Annotated in this window: 12 protein-coding genes and 1 pseudogene; 5 read left to right on the top strand and 8 right to left on the bottom strand. The window is 64.3% G+C overall.

The genetic code is table 11. The features are described 5' to 3' along the window. Window positions 1–128: 128 nt before the first annotated feature. The 5 genes from MTX19_RS23405 to MTX19_RS23385 are packed head-to-tail and all read right to left on the bottom strand — an operon-like array spanning window position 129 to window position 4,354. Window positions 129–1,064, bottom strand: coding sequence for a lipid A biosynthesis lauroyl acyltransferase (locus MTX19_RS23405; protein ID WP_280972126.1), 936 nt, complete (start codon window positions 1,062–1,064; stop codon window positions 129–131). Window positions 1,065–1,086: 22 nt separating this feature from the next. Then, window positions 1,087–2,364: a beta-ketoacyl-ACP synthase gene (locus MTX19_RS23400; RefSeq protein WP_280979493.1), complete on the bottom strand. Its 1,278-nt coding sequence runs from the start codon at window positions 2,362–2,364 to the stop codon at window positions 1,087–1,089. A gap of 27 nt (window positions 2,365–2,391) precedes the next feature. Beyond that, on the bottom strand, window positions 2,392–3,579 hold the full coding sequence (locus MTX19_RS23395) for a beta-ketoacyl-ACP synthase (RefSeq protein WP_280979492.1): 1,188 nt from the start codon (window positions 3,577–3,579) through the stop codon (window positions 2,392–2,394). Further along, window positions 3,572–4,045: a 3-hydroxyacyl-ACP dehydratase FabZ family protein gene (locus MTX19_RS23390; protein WP_280972123.1), complete on the bottom strand. Its 474-nt coding sequence runs from the start codon at window positions 4,043–4,045 to the stop codon at window positions 3,572–3,574. The genes MTX19_RS23395 and MTX19_RS23390 overlap by 8 nt, the downstream gene beginning before the upstream one ends. A gap of 9 nt (window positions 4,046–4,054) precedes the next feature. Beyond that, window positions 4,055–4,354 carry an acyl carrier protein gene (locus MTX19_RS23385; RefSeq protein ID WP_195789506.1) on the bottom strand — a complete coding sequence of 100 codons (300 nt, stop codon included), beginning with the start codon at window positions 4,352–4,354 and terminating at the stop codon, window positions 4,055–4,057. 242 nt (window positions 4,355–4,596) lie between these two features. On the opposite strand from MTX19_RS23385, the gene MTX19_RS23380 reads away from it, so the two are divergent. Continuing rightward, window positions 4,597–5,934 carry an IS1182 family transposase gene (locus tag MTX19_RS23380; RefSeq protein ID WP_280979491.1) on the top strand — a complete coding sequence of 446 codons (1,338 nt, stop codon included), beginning with the start codon at window positions 4,597–4,599 and terminating at the stop codon, window positions 5,932–5,934. A gap of 50 nt (window positions 5,935–5,984) precedes the next feature. On the opposite strand, the gene MTX19_RS23375 is transcribed toward MTX19_RS23380, so the two are convergent. Next, window positions 5,985–6,326, bottom strand: coding sequence for a hypothetical protein (locus MTX19_RS23375; RefSeq protein WP_280984864.1), 342 nt, complete (start codon window positions 6,324–6,326; stop codon window positions 5,985–5,987). Window positions 6,327–6,937: 611 nt separating this feature from the next. Here MTX19_RS23375 and MTX19_RS23370 point away from each other — a divergent pair. Continuing rightward, the gene (locus MTX19_RS23370) at window positions 6,938–7,564 is read left to right on the top strand and encodes a ParB-like protein (protein ID WP_280979490.1); all 627 of its coding nucleotides are present in this window, start codon (window positions 6,938–6,940) and stop codon (window positions 7,562–7,564) included. 132 nt (window positions 7,565–7,696) lie between these two features. Here MTX19_RS23370 and MTX19_RS23365 read toward each other — a convergent pair whose 3' ends face one another. After that, window positions 7,697–8,275: a peroxidase-related enzyme gene (locus tag MTX19_RS23365; RefSeq protein WP_280979489.1), complete on the bottom strand. Its 579-nt coding sequence runs from the start codon at window positions 8,273–8,275 to the stop codon at window positions 7,697–7,699. Between the two features lie 118 nt (window positions 8,276–8,393). Continuing rightward, window positions 8,394–10,082: a DUF87 domain-containing protein gene (locus tag MTX19_RS23360; RefSeq protein WP_280984863.1), complete on the bottom strand. Its 1,689-nt coding sequence runs from the start codon at window positions 10,080–10,082 to the stop codon at window positions 8,394–8,396. 597 nt (window positions 10,083–10,679) lie between these two features. Here MTX19_RS23360 and MTX19_RS23355 point away from each other — a divergent pair. The 3 genes and pseudogenes from MTX19_RS23355 to MTX19_RS23345 all read left to right on the top strand — a co-directional run. Further along, window positions 10,680–12,416, top strand: a pseudogene (locus MTX19_RS23355) (EAL domain-containing protein); the annotation flags it as partial. 219 nt (window positions 12,417–12,635) lie between these two features. Then, window positions 12,636–13,592: a catechol 2,3-dioxygenase gene (locus MTX19_RS23350; RefSeq protein WP_280979488.1), complete on the top strand. Its 957-nt coding sequence runs from the start codon at window positions 12,636–12,638 to the stop codon at window positions 13,590–13,592. A gap of 126 nt (window positions 13,593–13,718) precedes the next feature. Next, window positions 13,719–14,927, top strand: a complete 1,209-nt coding sequence (locus MTX19_RS23345; RefSeq protein WP_280979487.1) for a cytochrome P450 — start codon at window positions 13,719–13,721, stop codon at window positions 14,925–14,927. Window positions 14,928–14,930 lie beyond the last annotated feature (3 nt).

Below are 14,930 nucleotides of genomic sequence, written 5' to 3'. Positions count from 1 at the left end.
GAAGCGTCATGGCTGCAGGGGGTGTCATTGCGAGCGCAGCGAAGCAATCCATCCCGCCACACGGGTTGAAGCATGGATTGCTTCGTCGCTTCGCTCCTCGCAATGACTCGGTGAGGTTTGCCGCAGGACTACCGCCAGCGCCGGTGCAGCCAGAGCCACTGATCCGGATATTCGCGGATCCAGCTCTCGACGACATCGGTGACCGCCTGCATCGTGCCCTGGATGTCGACCTGGCCGGATGCATCGAACACCGGCTTCACTTCCTCGGAGAGTTCGGCGCGGAAGCGGCCGTTGGGCAGGCGGATGATGCGCGTGCCGTGGATCGGGCAGTCGACCTGGCGGCGCAGACGCGCCAGCAGCGGATTGGCGGTGGTTTTGCGGCCGAAGAAGGTGACCGGAACGCCGTTGGTCAGATATTGGTCGACCAGCATCGCGACATGCTGGCCGTTCTGCAGGGCCTGTCCGAGCCGCAGCGGTGCGTTGCGGCCGGCCGGGATCAGCGTTCCCATCTTGACCGCGCGGATGCGTTCGATGGCGCGGTCAGCGGATTCGATGTTCGGTCTGCGAAACAGGATCGCGGCATCGAGCCCATGGGCGACCGCGGCGAGCGCGGGAAGCTCCCAATTGCCGAGATGCGCGGCGAAGAACAGCGCCGGCTTGCCGTCGTCGCGGAGTTGGTCGAACAGCTCCTTGCTGCGGGGCGAGAATTCGACCCGGCTGGGCTTTTCCGGATGGTCGAGGTCGTAGTCCCAGATGTGATCGAGATGGGCAAACTCGGCACCGAGGCGGCCGAGATTGTTCCAGACGCCAGCGAGGATTGTCTCGATCTCCTCCGGCGACTTTTCCGGGAAGGCGGCCCTGAGATTCTCACGGCCGATGCGGTCCTCGCGCAACCGGCGGCCGATGAAATGCGCGGCCCGGCCGAAGAAGTCCGCCGTTTTGTCCGGATCGAAATAGCGCGTGGTTCGCAACAGGCCGATCGTCAGCGCGCCGATCGCAGCCTCGGTCACAGGTTTCGCGGCGTCGCGAAGACGCGCCCTGGTGCGAAGGAGCAGGCGATTCATCGCGCGAAGCGAGAGCGTCAGCTCAGGCGGGTTCGCGCGTCAGGATCAGCGAGGCATTTTGCCCGCCGAAACCGAACGAGTTCGACATCACGGCAGTGACGCGCGCATCGCGTGCCTTGTTGCCGACCACGTCGAACGGAATTGCCGGATCCGGCACTTCGTAATTGATGGTCGGTGGAATCCGTTGATGCTCGAGCGTCAGCAGCGAGAAGATCGCCTCGACCGCGCCGGCCGCCGAGATGGTGTGGCCGACCATCGATTTGTTCGACGACACCGGGATATTGGCAGTGTGTTCGCCGAACACCGCCGAGGTCGCAAGATATTCCATCTTGTCGTTCTCCGGCGTCGATGTGCCGTGCGCGTTGATGTGGTCGATCTGGTTCGGCTCCATGCCTGCGTCGGCAAGCGTCTTGCGCACGCAGCCGATCGCGGGCTTGCCGTCCGGGCTCGAGCGCGTGCGGTGGAAGGAGTCGGTGAGCTCGCCGCAGCCGGCGACGACGCCGAGGATGCGTGCGCCGCGGGCCATTGCCGCCTCGTAGCTCTCGAGCACGAGCGCGCCGGCGCCCTCGGCCATCACGAAACCGTCGCGGTTCTTCGAGAACGGCTTCGAGGCGCCCTGTGGCGGATCGTTCTGGGTCGAGAGGGCCGACAGCAGCGAGAAGCGCACCATAGCTTCCGGATTGACCGAGCCGTCGGTCGCGATGCACAGCGCCGCATCGGCTTCACCGCGGCGGATCGCCTCGACGCCGAGCTGTATCGCAGTCGCGCCTGACGCGCAGGCTGTCGACAGCGAGATCGGCGACCCCTTGGTGCCGAAGGTCTCCGCGAGCTGGAGCGCGACCGAGCCGAAGGTGAAACGGCGATGAAAGCGGGTGAAGTTGCCGCTGCCGCAGGCCGCCAGATACTCGACTATTCCGAAATCCTTCGTCTCGACGGCGCGCGCCACCTCCAGCCGTTGCGGCCATTCGGTCTCGATCGGAGCAACGGCCAGAAACAGCGGACCGGGAAAATCGCCCTTGTTGCCGATCGCGGATTGCCCGAGCGCTTCCTCGGTGGCCATCACCGCGAGGCGCTCGGAAAGACTGGTCGACGAGAACGGGTCGACCGTGACGAAATCAACCGCGCCGGCCATCGTCGTCTTCATGCCGTCGATCGGGAAGCGCGTCACCGTCTTGATGCCGGACTCGCCGGCAGTCAGACGCTTCCAGTTGTCCGTCTTGCCCGCGCCGAGCGAGGTCACGATTCCCATGCCGGTCACGACAACGATCGGCCGGCCGAATTTATCGCGTGGTGCTGTCATGGTTTCCCCGTCGGTGCTGCGCCAGACCTACTTGACGGCCTCGACAAGGGCCATGCCTTCGCCCTGCCAGTGACCGGCTCCCATGACGACAATCTGGGTTGGAGCACCGGCCTTTTCAACCTCGAACCCGGTCGGGTCGTTGGCCGGGTAGAGTGCCCCGCGCGAAATCGACAATGCGGCCAGCGCCAGTCCAAGCGGAAACTGCGCTTCCACCGTATGGCCGAAGGTCGTCCCGGTGGCCCGCACAGCGAGGCCGGGATGTTCGCCCAGGAAGGCGCGCTCTTCCGCGGTGGCGGGTTCGGCGCCGGACGCGCCCGTGATCAGGGCCGTCTCCTCGTCGCTCACGCCGAGCTTCGTCCACATCGCCTGCAGCGATTTCGTCAGGGCGCCGGGCTGCTGGCGTCGGGCCAGATCGGCAACCACCTTGGTCAGCTTGGCGTAGGGCTTCGCACCGCGGGCTTCGGCATGCTCGCGCGATTCCATCACCAGGAATGCGCCAGCCGAGCCGAGTGCGAAGCCCGGCTCGTCCTTGCGAGCCCAGACCGGCACATACTGGTCCTTCAGGCTGAAACCGCCGAATTGATAGAGCATCAGCAGATCACCGCGATCGCCATTGTGGGCGGCACCGACCAATGCGATGTCGCTCTGGCCCGCTCCGATGCGCGCGACCGCGTTGCGCGCCGCGTCGATGCTCGAGGCTTCCTCGCCCATGAAAGTGCGCGAGGTGCCGCACACGCCGTGAACGATCGCGATATTGCCGGCGAGCAGGTTGGAGAGCTGCGCCAGGAACAGCGTCGGACGCAGTTCGTTCATCAGCTTCTCGTTGATGGCGCCGGACGGCAAGTTGCCCTGCGCGTCGGCATTCATGATCGCCAGGTCGACCTTGAGATCGCGCTCGCCGCCGCCGGCCGCGATGATCATGTCCATCCGCGACAGGATTTCCTGATTGCCTTTGACGCCGGCGGAGTCGAGCGCAAGGCCGGCCGCATAGGTGCCGATGCGCTGCCACATCTCCATCTGGCGTTGGTCGCCCTTCTTGGGGATCTGCGAGTCGAAGGTGACCGGGGCGATCGGATGGATCACGTAAGGCGCGAGGCGCTGCTTGTCGACGTTGACGCGCTTGGCGGCGAGCGCCTCCCAATGGGTGTCAAGTCCCTCGCCAAGCGAGGAGAGCAGGCCGATTCCGGTGATCCAGACTTCTTTCGGCTCAGCCATGGGTCATTCCCTCGAGCGGGAAGCCGATCTTGTTGGCCATCGCATCCATGTACACACGCAAGTCCGGACTGGGGAAGGGGATCGTGCGGAAGGTCAGGTCGGCATTGCACTTGAGGTCCTTGCCGACCCGTATCTTTGCTGACGTGACCGCGAAACCGGAGCCCTCGTGTTCGAGCTTGGCCTCGATCGTCAGGAGGTCGCCCGGATTGACGAAGCCACGCATCTTCGCTTCCCGGATCATCGCCAGAAACGGCATGCGCTCAAACTTCATCAGGCCGAGCAGCAACCAGCCCGAACTCTGCGCCATCGCTTCGGTCAGAAGTACGCCGGGCATGATCGGGTAGCCCGGAAAGTGTCCCTCGAAGATCGTGTTCGCGGTCGGAACCTGGGCTTCGACCATGATCGTCTTGGCGTCGAGGTTGAGGTCGACGATCCGATCAATCAGCTGAAAATATTCAAGCTGCATGGCGGGCGATTACGAGCCCGTGCCCGCGCCCGCGTTCTTGGCCGCGACCAGCTCGTCGATGCGATCGGCGAGGTTCTTCAGCACGAAGTACTGCTCGGTCGTCGCCTTGCCGTCGTTGACCTCCTGGGTCCACTTCTCGAGCGGCATCTTGATTCCGAACGCCTTGTCGATGGCAAAGGCGATGTCCAGGAAGTCGAGGCTGTCGATTCCCAGATCGTCGATGGCATGGCTCTCCGGCTTGATCGTGTCGCGCGGAATATCGCAGGTCTCCGCGATAATGTTGGCGATCTGCTCGAATGTGGAAGACATCATTAAGCCTTTGATATAATGGGGGTAATTGAGGAGCGGCTTCGAAGGAAACGGACGCGTCGCCCCAGCATCCCCGAGTTCTGTTGCCGGAGTCGTGTGCCCGTATATCGGAGCGGGGCCGTTAGTTCAATGGAGCTTGGCCGGCTGGGTAGGGGGCTTCCGGGCAGGGGTTCCGGCCGGCCTAGGAGCCTGTCTGAGTAGTGACTGGTCAAGAGGGTGCGAGTCTGATTCCTTACATAGCGATGAGCAAGGAATTTCGCCCCTGGAAGATCGATGAGGCCCAGCTTCTGCCGCCGCGCGTGCAGGATTATGTGCCGCAAGATCACGTTTCGCGGTTGATCGTGTCGCTGGTCAGGGAAAGCCTTGATCTATCGGCGCTCCTCGGCAGCTACCGGAGTGGGCTGGGTCAGCCGCCGTTTGATCCGCGGATGATGACGGCGCTGCTTCTGCACGGCTATGCGAGCGGCATCTACTCGTCGCGGCGGATCGCCAAGGCGACGGTGGAGCGGGCGGATTTCATGATGATCGTGGCCGGCGACCCGCCGGACTTCCGCACGATCTCGGAGTTCCGGCGGCGGCACCTTAAGGCGCTGGCCGACCTGTTTGTGCAGGTGCTGAAGCTCGCCGAGAAGGCCGGGTTGGTGAAGCTCGGGCACGTTGCGCTCGACGGCACCAAGATCAAGGCGAACGCGTCCAAGCACAAGGCGATGAGCTACGATCGCATGAAGAAGCGGGAAGCGGAGCTTGAAGCGGAGGTCGATCGCTGGCTCAAGGCCGCCGAGGCCGCCGATGCGGAGGAGGACCAGCGCTACGGCGACCAGCGCGGCGACGAAATGCCCGATTGGGTGGCCGACAAGCAGAAGCGGCTTGAGAAGATACGCGAGGCCAAGGCCGCGCTGGAGGCCGAAGCCAAGGCTGCAGCCGAGGCGGAGAGCAAGGCGCGGGCCGAGGCCGAGGAGCGTCGCGTCGCCGAAGGCCGCAAGAAGAGCGGCAAGACGCCGACGAAAACCGAGCCCGACGGCAAGGCGCAACGCAATTTCACCGACCCGGAGAGCCGCATCCTGAAGACCAAGGACGGTTACATCCAGGGCTACAACGCCCAGGCCGCGGTCGATGGTGCCCATCAGATCATCGTGGCGCAGACGCTGACCGGTTCCTCCAGCGATCAGGCGCAACTGGCGCCGTTGCTCGACGGGATCAGGGCCAATTTGGGGACCAATCCCGACGAAGTGTCGGCCGACGCCGGCTACTGCTCCGCCGCCAATCTTCGCACGATCAAGCGGCGGCGCATCGAGGGCTACATCGCCACCGGGAGGCAGAAGCACGGCACCCCGTCCGCCACTGCGAAAACGGCTTCAAGAGCCGGATCGCTGATCGCCAGGATGAGCACCAAGCTCAAGCGCGCCGGCTACCGAAGTCGCTACCGCTTGCGTAAGCAGATCGTCGAACCCGTCTTCGGACAGATCAAACAGGCAAGAGGGTTCAGGCAATTCCTGCTGCGCGGCATCGACAAAGTGAAGGCCGAATGGGCCCTGATCTGCACCGCTCACAACCTCGTCAAGCTGGCGAGGGTCGCATGAGCCGCTATCATTATATTAGCCCGCCTTCCCGGAGCTAACTGGACAGGCTCCTAGCTTCGCGGCATTACTGAAATCTTCGCGCAGTCGCGCCGGCCCATCAGCACGCAGTCCTGGGTCTTGCGCAGGTCGGCGATGCTCATGGCGAGCCAGATACCGATCGCGGTGAGCGCCACGGTGAAGGCGAAGGCGGCGATGTTGGCAAGCATGCGCTGGCGGAAGTCGTCCGGCTCCTCGCGCGGCTTCTCGTAGCGGGACAGGTCATTGGCGACGGACGCCGGACGGCTCGACCGGGTTGGCTCCTCGCGCTTGCCGGGCGGTTGCGTAGAGGTACGCGGCCGGAATTTGAGCACCACATGCTCATCATCCGAGGTGATTGGCCGCTGCGTTTTCACTGCTGTCAGTCCGGTCGCGTCGCAACCAATATGTAGCATGTTCGCCGCGCTCCTCATCTAAAATCTTGGTGCGCGCGGAGGTGGTATTCATGCCTCATCGTGTTGGAACCGGCCGTTGTCGATCTTGAGCCGTCCATCGTCGGTGGCGCGGAGAATCTCGGCGTAGCGATCGCCGATGCGGATGCTGGAACGTTCGTACGACTTTCGCGCATGCACAGTTTGCGGTGCAACGTCGTCATACTTTGATCCGATGGGGCCGAGCCCTTCCAGGTCCCCCACGTTGAGACCATGGAGCAGGCTGTCCTTAGTTGACGACGTGAATCGTAGTCCAGCCCGCCGGGGTCTCGCTGCGGACAAGCGGCAGCTCATAGAGCCGGCGACACGCGCATGCCTTCCTCGCTGACGCCATTCTTGAACGGGTACAGCCGTGCGGGTTGACGGTGATGTTGCGCCACTCGTCGGCGTCTGCAGGCCCTTTGAGTCCGAGATCGCGGGATTTCCGGGCGGTTGTCCGGCCGCGAAAATCGCGCGAACCCGGGCCTTTTACCCGCCTGAGACATCATGTCATAATGGAACCCGTTGCAGATGCCGGCCACAGGGGAGCACAGATCATGGCCCATACGCGCGAACCCTACGTCAAGCCGGTGCCGATCATGTCGCTGCGGCCGACCCAGATGACGGTGGGCATGCACGAAGTGCAAGAGAAGCGGAAGCGCTGGCGCGAGCACACCTCCGACAAAAAGCGCGCGGAACTGCTTGGCAAGCACATGATCCCGGTGGTCCATGGTCCCGACGACCACTATTACGTGGTCGATCACCATCACATGGCGCGCGCACTGCACGAGGAGGGTGTGAAGGACATCCTGGTGACCGTGATCGGCGACCTCACGATGGTCGAGCGCGATGTGTTCTGGGGCGTGATGGACAACAAACGTTGGGTCTACCCCTACGACGCCAAGGGCGAGCGTTGTCACTTCAGGGACATTCCGAAGTCGATCAAGGGTCTCAAGGACGATCCGTTCCGCAGCCTCGCCGGCGAAATGCGCCGGGCCGGCGGCTTCGCCAAGGACACAACGCCGTTCAGCGAATTCCTGTGGGCGGATTTCCTGCGCCGGCACATTCCGCGCAAGACGGTGGAGAACAACTTCGCCAAGGCGCTGGAGAAGGGCCTGGCGCTCGGGCGGAGCAAGGATGCGGTCTATCTGCCCGGCTGGTGCGGGCCGGCATCGGACGACTGATCAACCTGGGCGTGCGACGGTGCCGGATCCGGCCCGCATGGATCCTCCTTGCCGCCGAGTGCGCGGTGCAGCCACCGCTCTACGGGGGTGCCGCAGGTCAGATGATCTCGTTCCAGTCGGCCAACGCGCCCTCTACTTCGGCTGCCGCCCGAGCATGTAGAACTCGTCGTTCGGGCGCATTGCGGTGACATTCGCCATCCGGTTCGAGAGCGCGAAGAACGCCGCGACCGCGGCGATATCCCAGATGTCGTCGTCGCTGAAGCCGTGGGCGGCGAGGGTGGTGAAGTCGGCCTCCGAGACCTCCTCGGCCGAACGGCTCACCTTCATCGCGAAATCGAGCATCGCGCGCTGCCGCGGCGTGATATCGGCCTTGCGGTAGTTGACCGCGATCTGGTCGGCGATCAATGGATTCTTGGCGCGGATGCGCAGGATCGCGCCGTGGGCAATCACGCAATACTGGCACTGATTGGCGGCGCTGGTCGCCACCACGATCATTTCGCGCTCGGCCTTGGAGAGCCCGCTGTCCTTCTCCATCAGCGCGTCGTGATAGGCGAAGAACGCGCGAAACTCGTCTGGACGATAGGTCAGCGACAGGAAGACGTTCGGCACGAAGCCGGACTTCTCCTGCACCGCCAGGATGCGTGTGCGAATGTCGTCAGGGAGCTGGTCGAGAGCGGGCGTGGCGAAGCGTTTTGCGGTCGGCTGCGTCATGAGATGGTTCCGGCATGCCGCAGGAATGCGGCGTCGTCTGAAACCATAGTGGATGATGGCCTCGGTGCAAGGCGCATCGGCGCCCTGGCCATGGTCCTTATTGGCGCATCATCACGCGCTAGCGCAGCGGCTTCTTCAGGAGCGAGAAGCGATCCGGATCGAGTCCGAGCGAGGGCTGCAGCATCGGGGCTTCCGCCGGAGCCATCGAGCGCGGCGGCGCCCGGTCGTTGGCGCCGGAATCGCCGAGCGCGTCGCGATGCGAGGTGGCGCCGCGCCAGCGTTCCAGCACAGCGGTGACGAAATGCATATCATGGCCGGCGGTGACCGACGGCACCGTGGCGATCGTGGCCTCGCCGCGCGGCACCTGGTGCGGCGGCACCTCCTTGAAGCGCAGGCGCGTCGGCAGCGCCACGCCTTCGCCGAACGCCAGCACCTCGCGGGTACCGAGCGAGGGCACGAACGACAGCAGATTGGCGGCGGCGTCCGAGACCGCGGAGCGCAGCAGCGCCTGGTCGCGGTCGTTGGCAAGGCGCATCGTGAACAGCGTGTTGCACTGGGAGATGATGGTCGCGTCGAGCTCGGCCGGACGCTGGGTGATGAGGCCGAGATAAACGCCGTATTTGCGGCCTTCCTTGGCGATGCGCGACACTGCCTTGCGCGTCGGCCCAAATCCGATGTTGCGGTCGGCGGAGGCGTAGCGGTGCGCTTCCTCGCAGACGAACAGCATGGGCGAGACGCCGTCGCTCCACAGGCCGAAATCGAACGCCATGCGGCACAGCACCGACACCACGGAATCGACGACTTCGGCGGGGAAGCCGGCGAGCTGCATGATGGTCATCGGCTTGCCGTTGGCCGGCAGGCGGAACAAATGGCTGATCACTTCCGCCATGGTGTCGCCGCCGACATTGGCGTTGTCGAACATGAAGGCGTAGCGCGGATCGTTGCGCACCGTGTCGATGCGCGAGATCAGCTTGTGATAGATGATGCGCGAGGAACGGTTCTCCAGCTTGCCCATGCGCTCGTCGATCAGCGAGATCAGGTCGACGAGGCGATAGGGCACCGGCGTATCCACGGTGTAGCCGATCTGCTTGGGGTCGACGCGCTTCAGCCCGAGGCCGACCCGGTCGGAGCTCTGGTATTGGGTGTAGATGCCCTTTGCGACCGGAATCACTTCGGCGAGGATGTCGAGCTCGTCGGGCACGCCCGGTCGCCCGCCGAACAGCACGTCGACGATCTCTTCGAAGTTGAACAGCCAGAACGGCAGCTTCAGGTTTCGCGGGTTGAGCACCTGCGCGCGCTCGCCGAAGCAGCGGCCATACTCGTTGTGGACGTCGAGCAGGAAGATGCGTAGGTTCGGCCGCGACCTCAGGATCTCGTTGAGCAGCAGCGACACGCCGGTCGACTTGCCGACGCCGGTCGAGCCGAGCACCGCGAAGTGCTTGGAGAGCATTTCCTCGACATCGACATAGGCAATCACCGAGCGGTCCTGCTGCAGCGTGCCGACATTGATCTGGTCCGAGCCGCTCGGCGCGTAAACGGTGCGCAGCTCCTGGTTGGTGATCAGTTCGACGCTGTCACCGATGGTCGGATAGTGGGTGACGCCGCGCTGGAACTTGGGGCGCTCGCCGCCGAGGATCTCGCCGAGCAGGTCGACCGAGGCGGTCGCGATATAGGTGTCGGAAGGCGGCAGGTCCTCGCACGATACTTCCGTGATCATGGCAACGATGACCGAGCTCGCGCAACGGATGCTGACGAACCGGCCGACGGTCGCACGCATTTCCGAAAGCGGCATCTGGCCGGCGTCCATCAGCCCGACCCGGGCCTGCGAGCCGCGCACAGAGATCACACGTCCGAAGCATGTCACGGTTGAGGCCTGGTCGTTCCGAAAAATTAAATGCCCGGCCAATATGCCGGGGCGGGGTTGGAAAATCCGTTAAATCTCCACGGTTCCGGATCGGCTAAATCTACCGCGTTCCAGTGACGATTTGTTTTTGTAGCGCGGCGAGGCGCGAGGCCGCTGCTTGGTTTCCGCGGCGAAATCGTCGCTTTCCGGCACAGACGGCGATTGTTTCGCGGTGTTTCCGTTAAGGCGGGATTTACCATGTCCGAAGAGAGCACCCCGCGGATCATGTGCCTTGCACGATTTTGCCGCGTCTCTTCTCGGTATCGTGTAACCGATCGCTAACTGCGAGTTGTAACGCCCTCTCCATTTGTACCGCGTAACAATGCGGTCTCCGGGGAGACCAGCGTGAGCATCGAGGATCGCAATCCAACGTCTGGGAATGCCGAGGCCGGCTCGACCAAGGGGCTCGCGTTCTGCGCGGGCCTGTTGGTGGGCAGCCTGCTCGGAAGCGCGACGTCGAGCTGGGGCGCGCGCGAAGGACTGCTGATGGCAGTGGTCGTGATCCTGACCGTCATCGTCGTCCTGATGCTGAAGCGACATCAGATCTCGGACGAGCGGCTCGCCGCCGAGCGCCGTAATCTCTCGACCGCCGTGAACAACATTCCGCAGGGACTCATTCTCTACGATGCGTCGGCCCGCATCATCATCTGCAACCGGCCTTACCTTGAGATGTTCGGCCTCTCGCCTGACATCGCGAAGCCGGGCTGCACAATGCAGCGGCTGATCGCGCACCGCCAGGAGACCGGATCGTTCGATGGCGACGTCGACGAATTCTGCAATGCCATCATTCGTAGCGTGGCGCTCGGCAAGGCAACGCGTCAGCTCACCGAGGCGCCCGGCGGGCGTGCGATCGAGATCGTCAACAAGCCGTTGCCGCAGGGTGGATGGGTGGCGACGATCGAGGACATCACGGAGCGCACCCGCGCCGAAGAGAAGATTGCCCATATGGCGCATTACGACGCCCTGACCGATCTGCCCAACCGCGTGCTGTTCCGCGAACGGCTGGAGCAGGAGCTGAAGGCGATCCGGCCGGGCGAGCAGCTTGCCGTGATGTACATCGACATCGACGAGTTCAAGAGCGTCAACGACGCGCTCGGCCATCAGATCGGCGACGAGCTGCTCAAGGCGATCGCCGACCGCCTGCGCTCCTGCCTGAAGGACACCGACATCGCGGCCCGGCTCGGCGGTGACGAGTTCGCCGTGATCCAGACCGCGATCCGCAGCCACACCGAGACGATGCAGCTCCTGGCTGCGATCTATCAGGCGATCCGCGAGCCGATCGATTGCGTTGGGCATCTGATCACCACCGACGCCAGCGTCGGGATCGCGCTGGCGCCTGCCGACGGCCTCGACCTCGATCGCTTGCTGCGCAATGCCGATCTCGCGCTGTACGGGGCGAAGAGCGACGGCCGCCGCACCTACCGGTTCTTCGAGGCCGACATGGATGCACGTGCCAAGGCGCGCCGCAGCCTCGAGCTCGAGCTGCGCCAGGCGATCGCCGACGGCAGCTTCGAGCTCCACTATCAGCCGCTGCTCCACCTCGAGGCCGATCGGGTCAGCTGCTGCGAGGCGCTGCTGCGCTGGCGACATCCTGAGCGCGGCACCATCTCGCCGGCGGATTTCATCCCGGTCGCGGAGGAGACCGGCCTGATCAACGATCTCGGGCACTGGGTGCTCAACACCGCGTGCCGCGAAGCGGTGAACTGGCCCGACCACGTCCATGTCGCGGTCAACGTCTCCCCGATTCAGTTCAAGAGCCAGACGCTGGCGCTGAACGTCGCCGCCGCGCTTGCGGCGTCGGGGCTCGCGGCCTCGCGGCTCGAGCTCGAGATCACCGAGGCGGTGTTGATCCGCGACGACGAAGCCGCGCTCGATATCCTGCATCAGTTGCGTGAGCTCGGCGTGCGGGTCGCGCTCGACGATTTCGGCATCGGCTACTCCTCGCTCAGCTATCTGCAGCGGTTCCCGTTCGACAAGATCAAGATCGATCGCGCCTTCATCAAGGACCTCACCGGCGCCGGCGCGTCCTCGACGATTGTCCAGGCGGTCGTGAACATTGCCGCCGCCAGCGACATGACCACCACCGCCGAGGGTGTCGAGACCGAGCAGCAGCGCAACATGCTCCACATCCTCGGCTGTACCGAAATGCAGGGCTATCTGTTCAGCCGCCCGGTGCCGGCGACCGACATCCGCAAGCTGCTGTCGTCGTATCGCGAGAAGACCGCTTCGGTCGCCTGACCGAATTCCGGCCGCACCCGCCGGCGCCGGTGGTGATGTCGCGCGGCTGAGCGCCAGGCGCGCTGATCGATCCCTAAGCGGTGTCCCGCCGACGCCTACTATTTTGTTGACGAGACCTAATCCTTTGTACACTAGTACAAATCGTCCGCTGTCGCTCGTTCGGTCATAGCGATGCCTCGCGAACGCGATCTGGCGTCGCCCGCGGAAGGAGGTCGCCTCATGCAGCCGGAACCGATTTTCGATCTCGCTCATCTCGGACATATGGAGCTGCTGACGCCGAAACCGGACGAGAGTCTCAAATTCTTCGTCGACGTCATGGGCATGACCGTCAGCGGCCGGAAGGGCGAGTCGGTCTATCTGCGCGGCTGGGACGACTATGAACGCTACTCGCTCAAGCTCACGGCGTCGACGACCTCGGGCATGGAGCACATGGCGTTGCGCGCCCGCAGCCAGCAGGCGCTCGAGCGCCGCGTCGCGGCGCTGAAGGGCTCGGGCTTCGACATCGGCTGGATCGATGGCGACATGGGGCAGGGACCGGCATTCCGCTGCCGCGATCCCGACGGCCACATCATCGAGCTCTATTACGAGACCGAGTGGTACGAGGCGCCGGCCGAGCTGAGGCCGGCGCTGAAGAACCAGGCGCAGCGCTTTCCCGCGCGCGGCGTCAACGTCCGCCGGCTCGATCACCTCAACTGCCTCGCGGTCGACATCAAGGCCAACCGTCTGTTCTTCGAAAACTATCTTGGCTGCCGGACCACCGAGCAGATCGTGCTGAATGACGGCAGCGAAGCCGCGATGTGGATGACGATGTCGAACAAGAGCTACGACTTCGCCTACACCCGCGATCATTACGGCGTCCACGGCCGCTTCCATCACGTCACCTACGCGCTCGACACTCGCGAGGAGATCCTGCGCGCCGCCGACATCTTTCTCGAGAACGGCGTGCACATCGAGACCGGGCCGCACAAGCACGCGATACAGCAGACGTTCTTCCTCTACGTCTACGAGCCCGGCGGCAACCGCGTCGAGGTCGCCAATGCCGGTGCGCGCCTGATCCTCGCGCCTGACTGGAAGCCGATCGTGTGGACCGAGGAGGAGCGCAAGAAGGGGCAGGCCTGGGGTTTGAAGACGATCGAGTCGTTCCACACCCACGGCACCCCGCCAGTGACGCGTTGAAACGCCAGTCGGGAGGTTGCAACGCAAGTTCCGACAAGTTGATGCCGCACAGACGTCGGCCGGTCTTGCGCACGCGCCGTCACGCACCATGCTTCGGAGGCCGGAACGGCAGCATGAGGTGGCGCCATGGCGTCGCAACCCGATTTCTCCAGCGAAACCTTCAACCGAGATCCAGCCGCCGGCATCGCCGCGTTGCGCGCCCGCGGCGAGGTGGTCGACGTCAAGTTTCCGATCGTCGGACGGGTCTGGCTGACGACCACCTACGACACGGCCTCGGCGATGCTGAAGGACAGCGCGACCTTCACGCTGCGCAAGGAGGACGGCGAAGTCGCGGGCCTGCGCTGGTGGATGCCGAAGTCGATCGCGACCGTCGCCAACAACATGCTGACGATGGACGGGCCTGACCATACGCGGCTGCGCAGCATCGTCGACGAAGCATTCCGCCGCCGCGCCGTGCTCGGCATGGAGCCGCATATCCGCGCCATTGCCGATCGCCTGGCCGACGAGCTGTTCGCGGCAGGAAGCCCGGCCGATATCGTTCAGCGCTACGCACGGATCCTGCCGGTGTCGGTGATCTGTGAGCTGCTTGGCCTGCCGACGGCCGACCGGCCGAAATTCATCGCCTGGGCCAATGCGATGACACAGCTCAGGGGCCCGATCAGCTTCCTGCGCATGATGGGCTCGCTGTCGAAGATGCGACGATACCTTGCCCACCAATTGCAGTCGGCGCGCGAGAAGAGCGGCGAGGGGTTGATCGCGGAACTGGTGCAGGTTGAAAAGGAGGGCGGCCGGATCACGCCGGACGAGATGGTCTCGATGATGTTCCTGTTGCTCGGCGCCGGCTCCGAGACCACGACGCATCTGATCAGCGGATCGGTGTTCGAATTGCTGAGGGATCCCGCGCGGCGCGATTGGCTCGCGGCCGATTGGGGCCGCGTCCGTCTCGCGGTGGAGGAGTTCCTGCGCTTCGTGTCGCCGGTGCAGGTCACCGAGCCGCGCTATGTCAGGCGCGATGTCGTGCTCGGCGGCGTCAGGCTGAAGAAGGGCGATCGCGTGATGGCGATGATCGCGGCCGCCAACATCGATCCGATTGCGCATGAGCATCCGGAAAGGATGGATCTCGAGCGCAAGCCGAATCGGCACGTCTCGTTCGGGACCGGAATCCATTTTTGCCTCGGTCACCAGCTTGCGCGAATCGAGGCGGCCTGCGCGCTGCAATCCTTGTTCACGCGCTGGCCCCGCCTGCAGCTTGCGGTCAAGCCTGAGCAAATCCGCTGGCGCGGGCGGCCGGGTATCCGCGCGATCGACAAATTGCCGGTCGTCGCGGGCAGCTGATGC

The sequence above is a fragment of the Bradyrhizobium sp. ISRA464 genome (genome assembly GCF_029910095.1).
GTDB lineage: Bacteria > Pseudomonadota > Alphaproteobacteria > Rhizobiales > Xanthobacteraceae > Bradyrhizobium.
The sequence above is the reverse complement of the archived record's forward strand: the minus strand, read 5'-3'. Positions and strand labels throughout refer to the sequence as shown.

Bases quoted from the DNA above. Each gene is read 5' to 3' on its own strand.
- MTX19_RS23405 (WP_280972126.1), bottom strand. From the start codon at position 1,064: ATGAATCGCCTGCTCCTTCGCACCAGGGCGCGTCTTCGCGACGCCGCG.
- MTX19_RS23400 (WP_280979493.1), bottom strand. From the start codon at position 2,364: ATGACAGCACCACGCGATAAATTCGGCCGGCCGATCGTTGTCGTGACC.
- MTX19_RS23395 (WP_280979492.1), bottom strand. From the start codon at position 3,579: ATGGCTGAGCCGAAAGAAGTCTGGATCACCGGAATCGGCCTGCTCTCC.
- MTX19_RS23390 (WP_280972123.1), bottom strand. From the start codon at position 4,045: ATGCAGCTTGAATATTTTCAGCTGATTGATCGGATCGTCGACCTCAAC.
- MTX19_RS23385 (WP_195789506.1), bottom strand. From the start codon at position 4,354: ATGTCTTCCACATTCGAGCAGATCGCCAACATTATCGCGGAGACCTGC.
- MTX19_RS23380 (WP_280979491.1), top strand. From the start codon at position 4,597: ATGAGCAAGGAATTTCGCCCCTGGAAGATCGATGAGGCCCAGCTTCTG.
- MTX19_RS23370 (WP_280979490.1), top strand. From the start codon at position 6,938: ATGGCCCATACGCGCGAACCCTACGTCAAGCCGGTGCCGATCATGTCG.
- MTX19_RS23365 (WP_280979489.1), bottom strand. From the start codon at position 8,275: ATGACGCAGCCGACCGCAAAACGCTTCGCCACGCCCGCTCTCGACCAG.
- MTX19_RS23360 (WP_280984863.1), bottom strand. From the start codon at position 10,082: ATGGACGCCGGCCAGATGCCGCTTTCGGAAATGCGTGCGACCGTCGGC.
- MTX19_RS23350 (WP_280979488.1), top strand. From the start codon at position 12,636: ATGCAGCCGGAACCGATTTTCGATCTCGCTCATCTCGGACATATGGAG.
- MTX19_RS23345 (WP_280979487.1), top strand. From the start codon at position 13,719: ATGGCGTCGCAACCCGATTTCTCCAGCGAAACCTTCAACCGAGATCCA.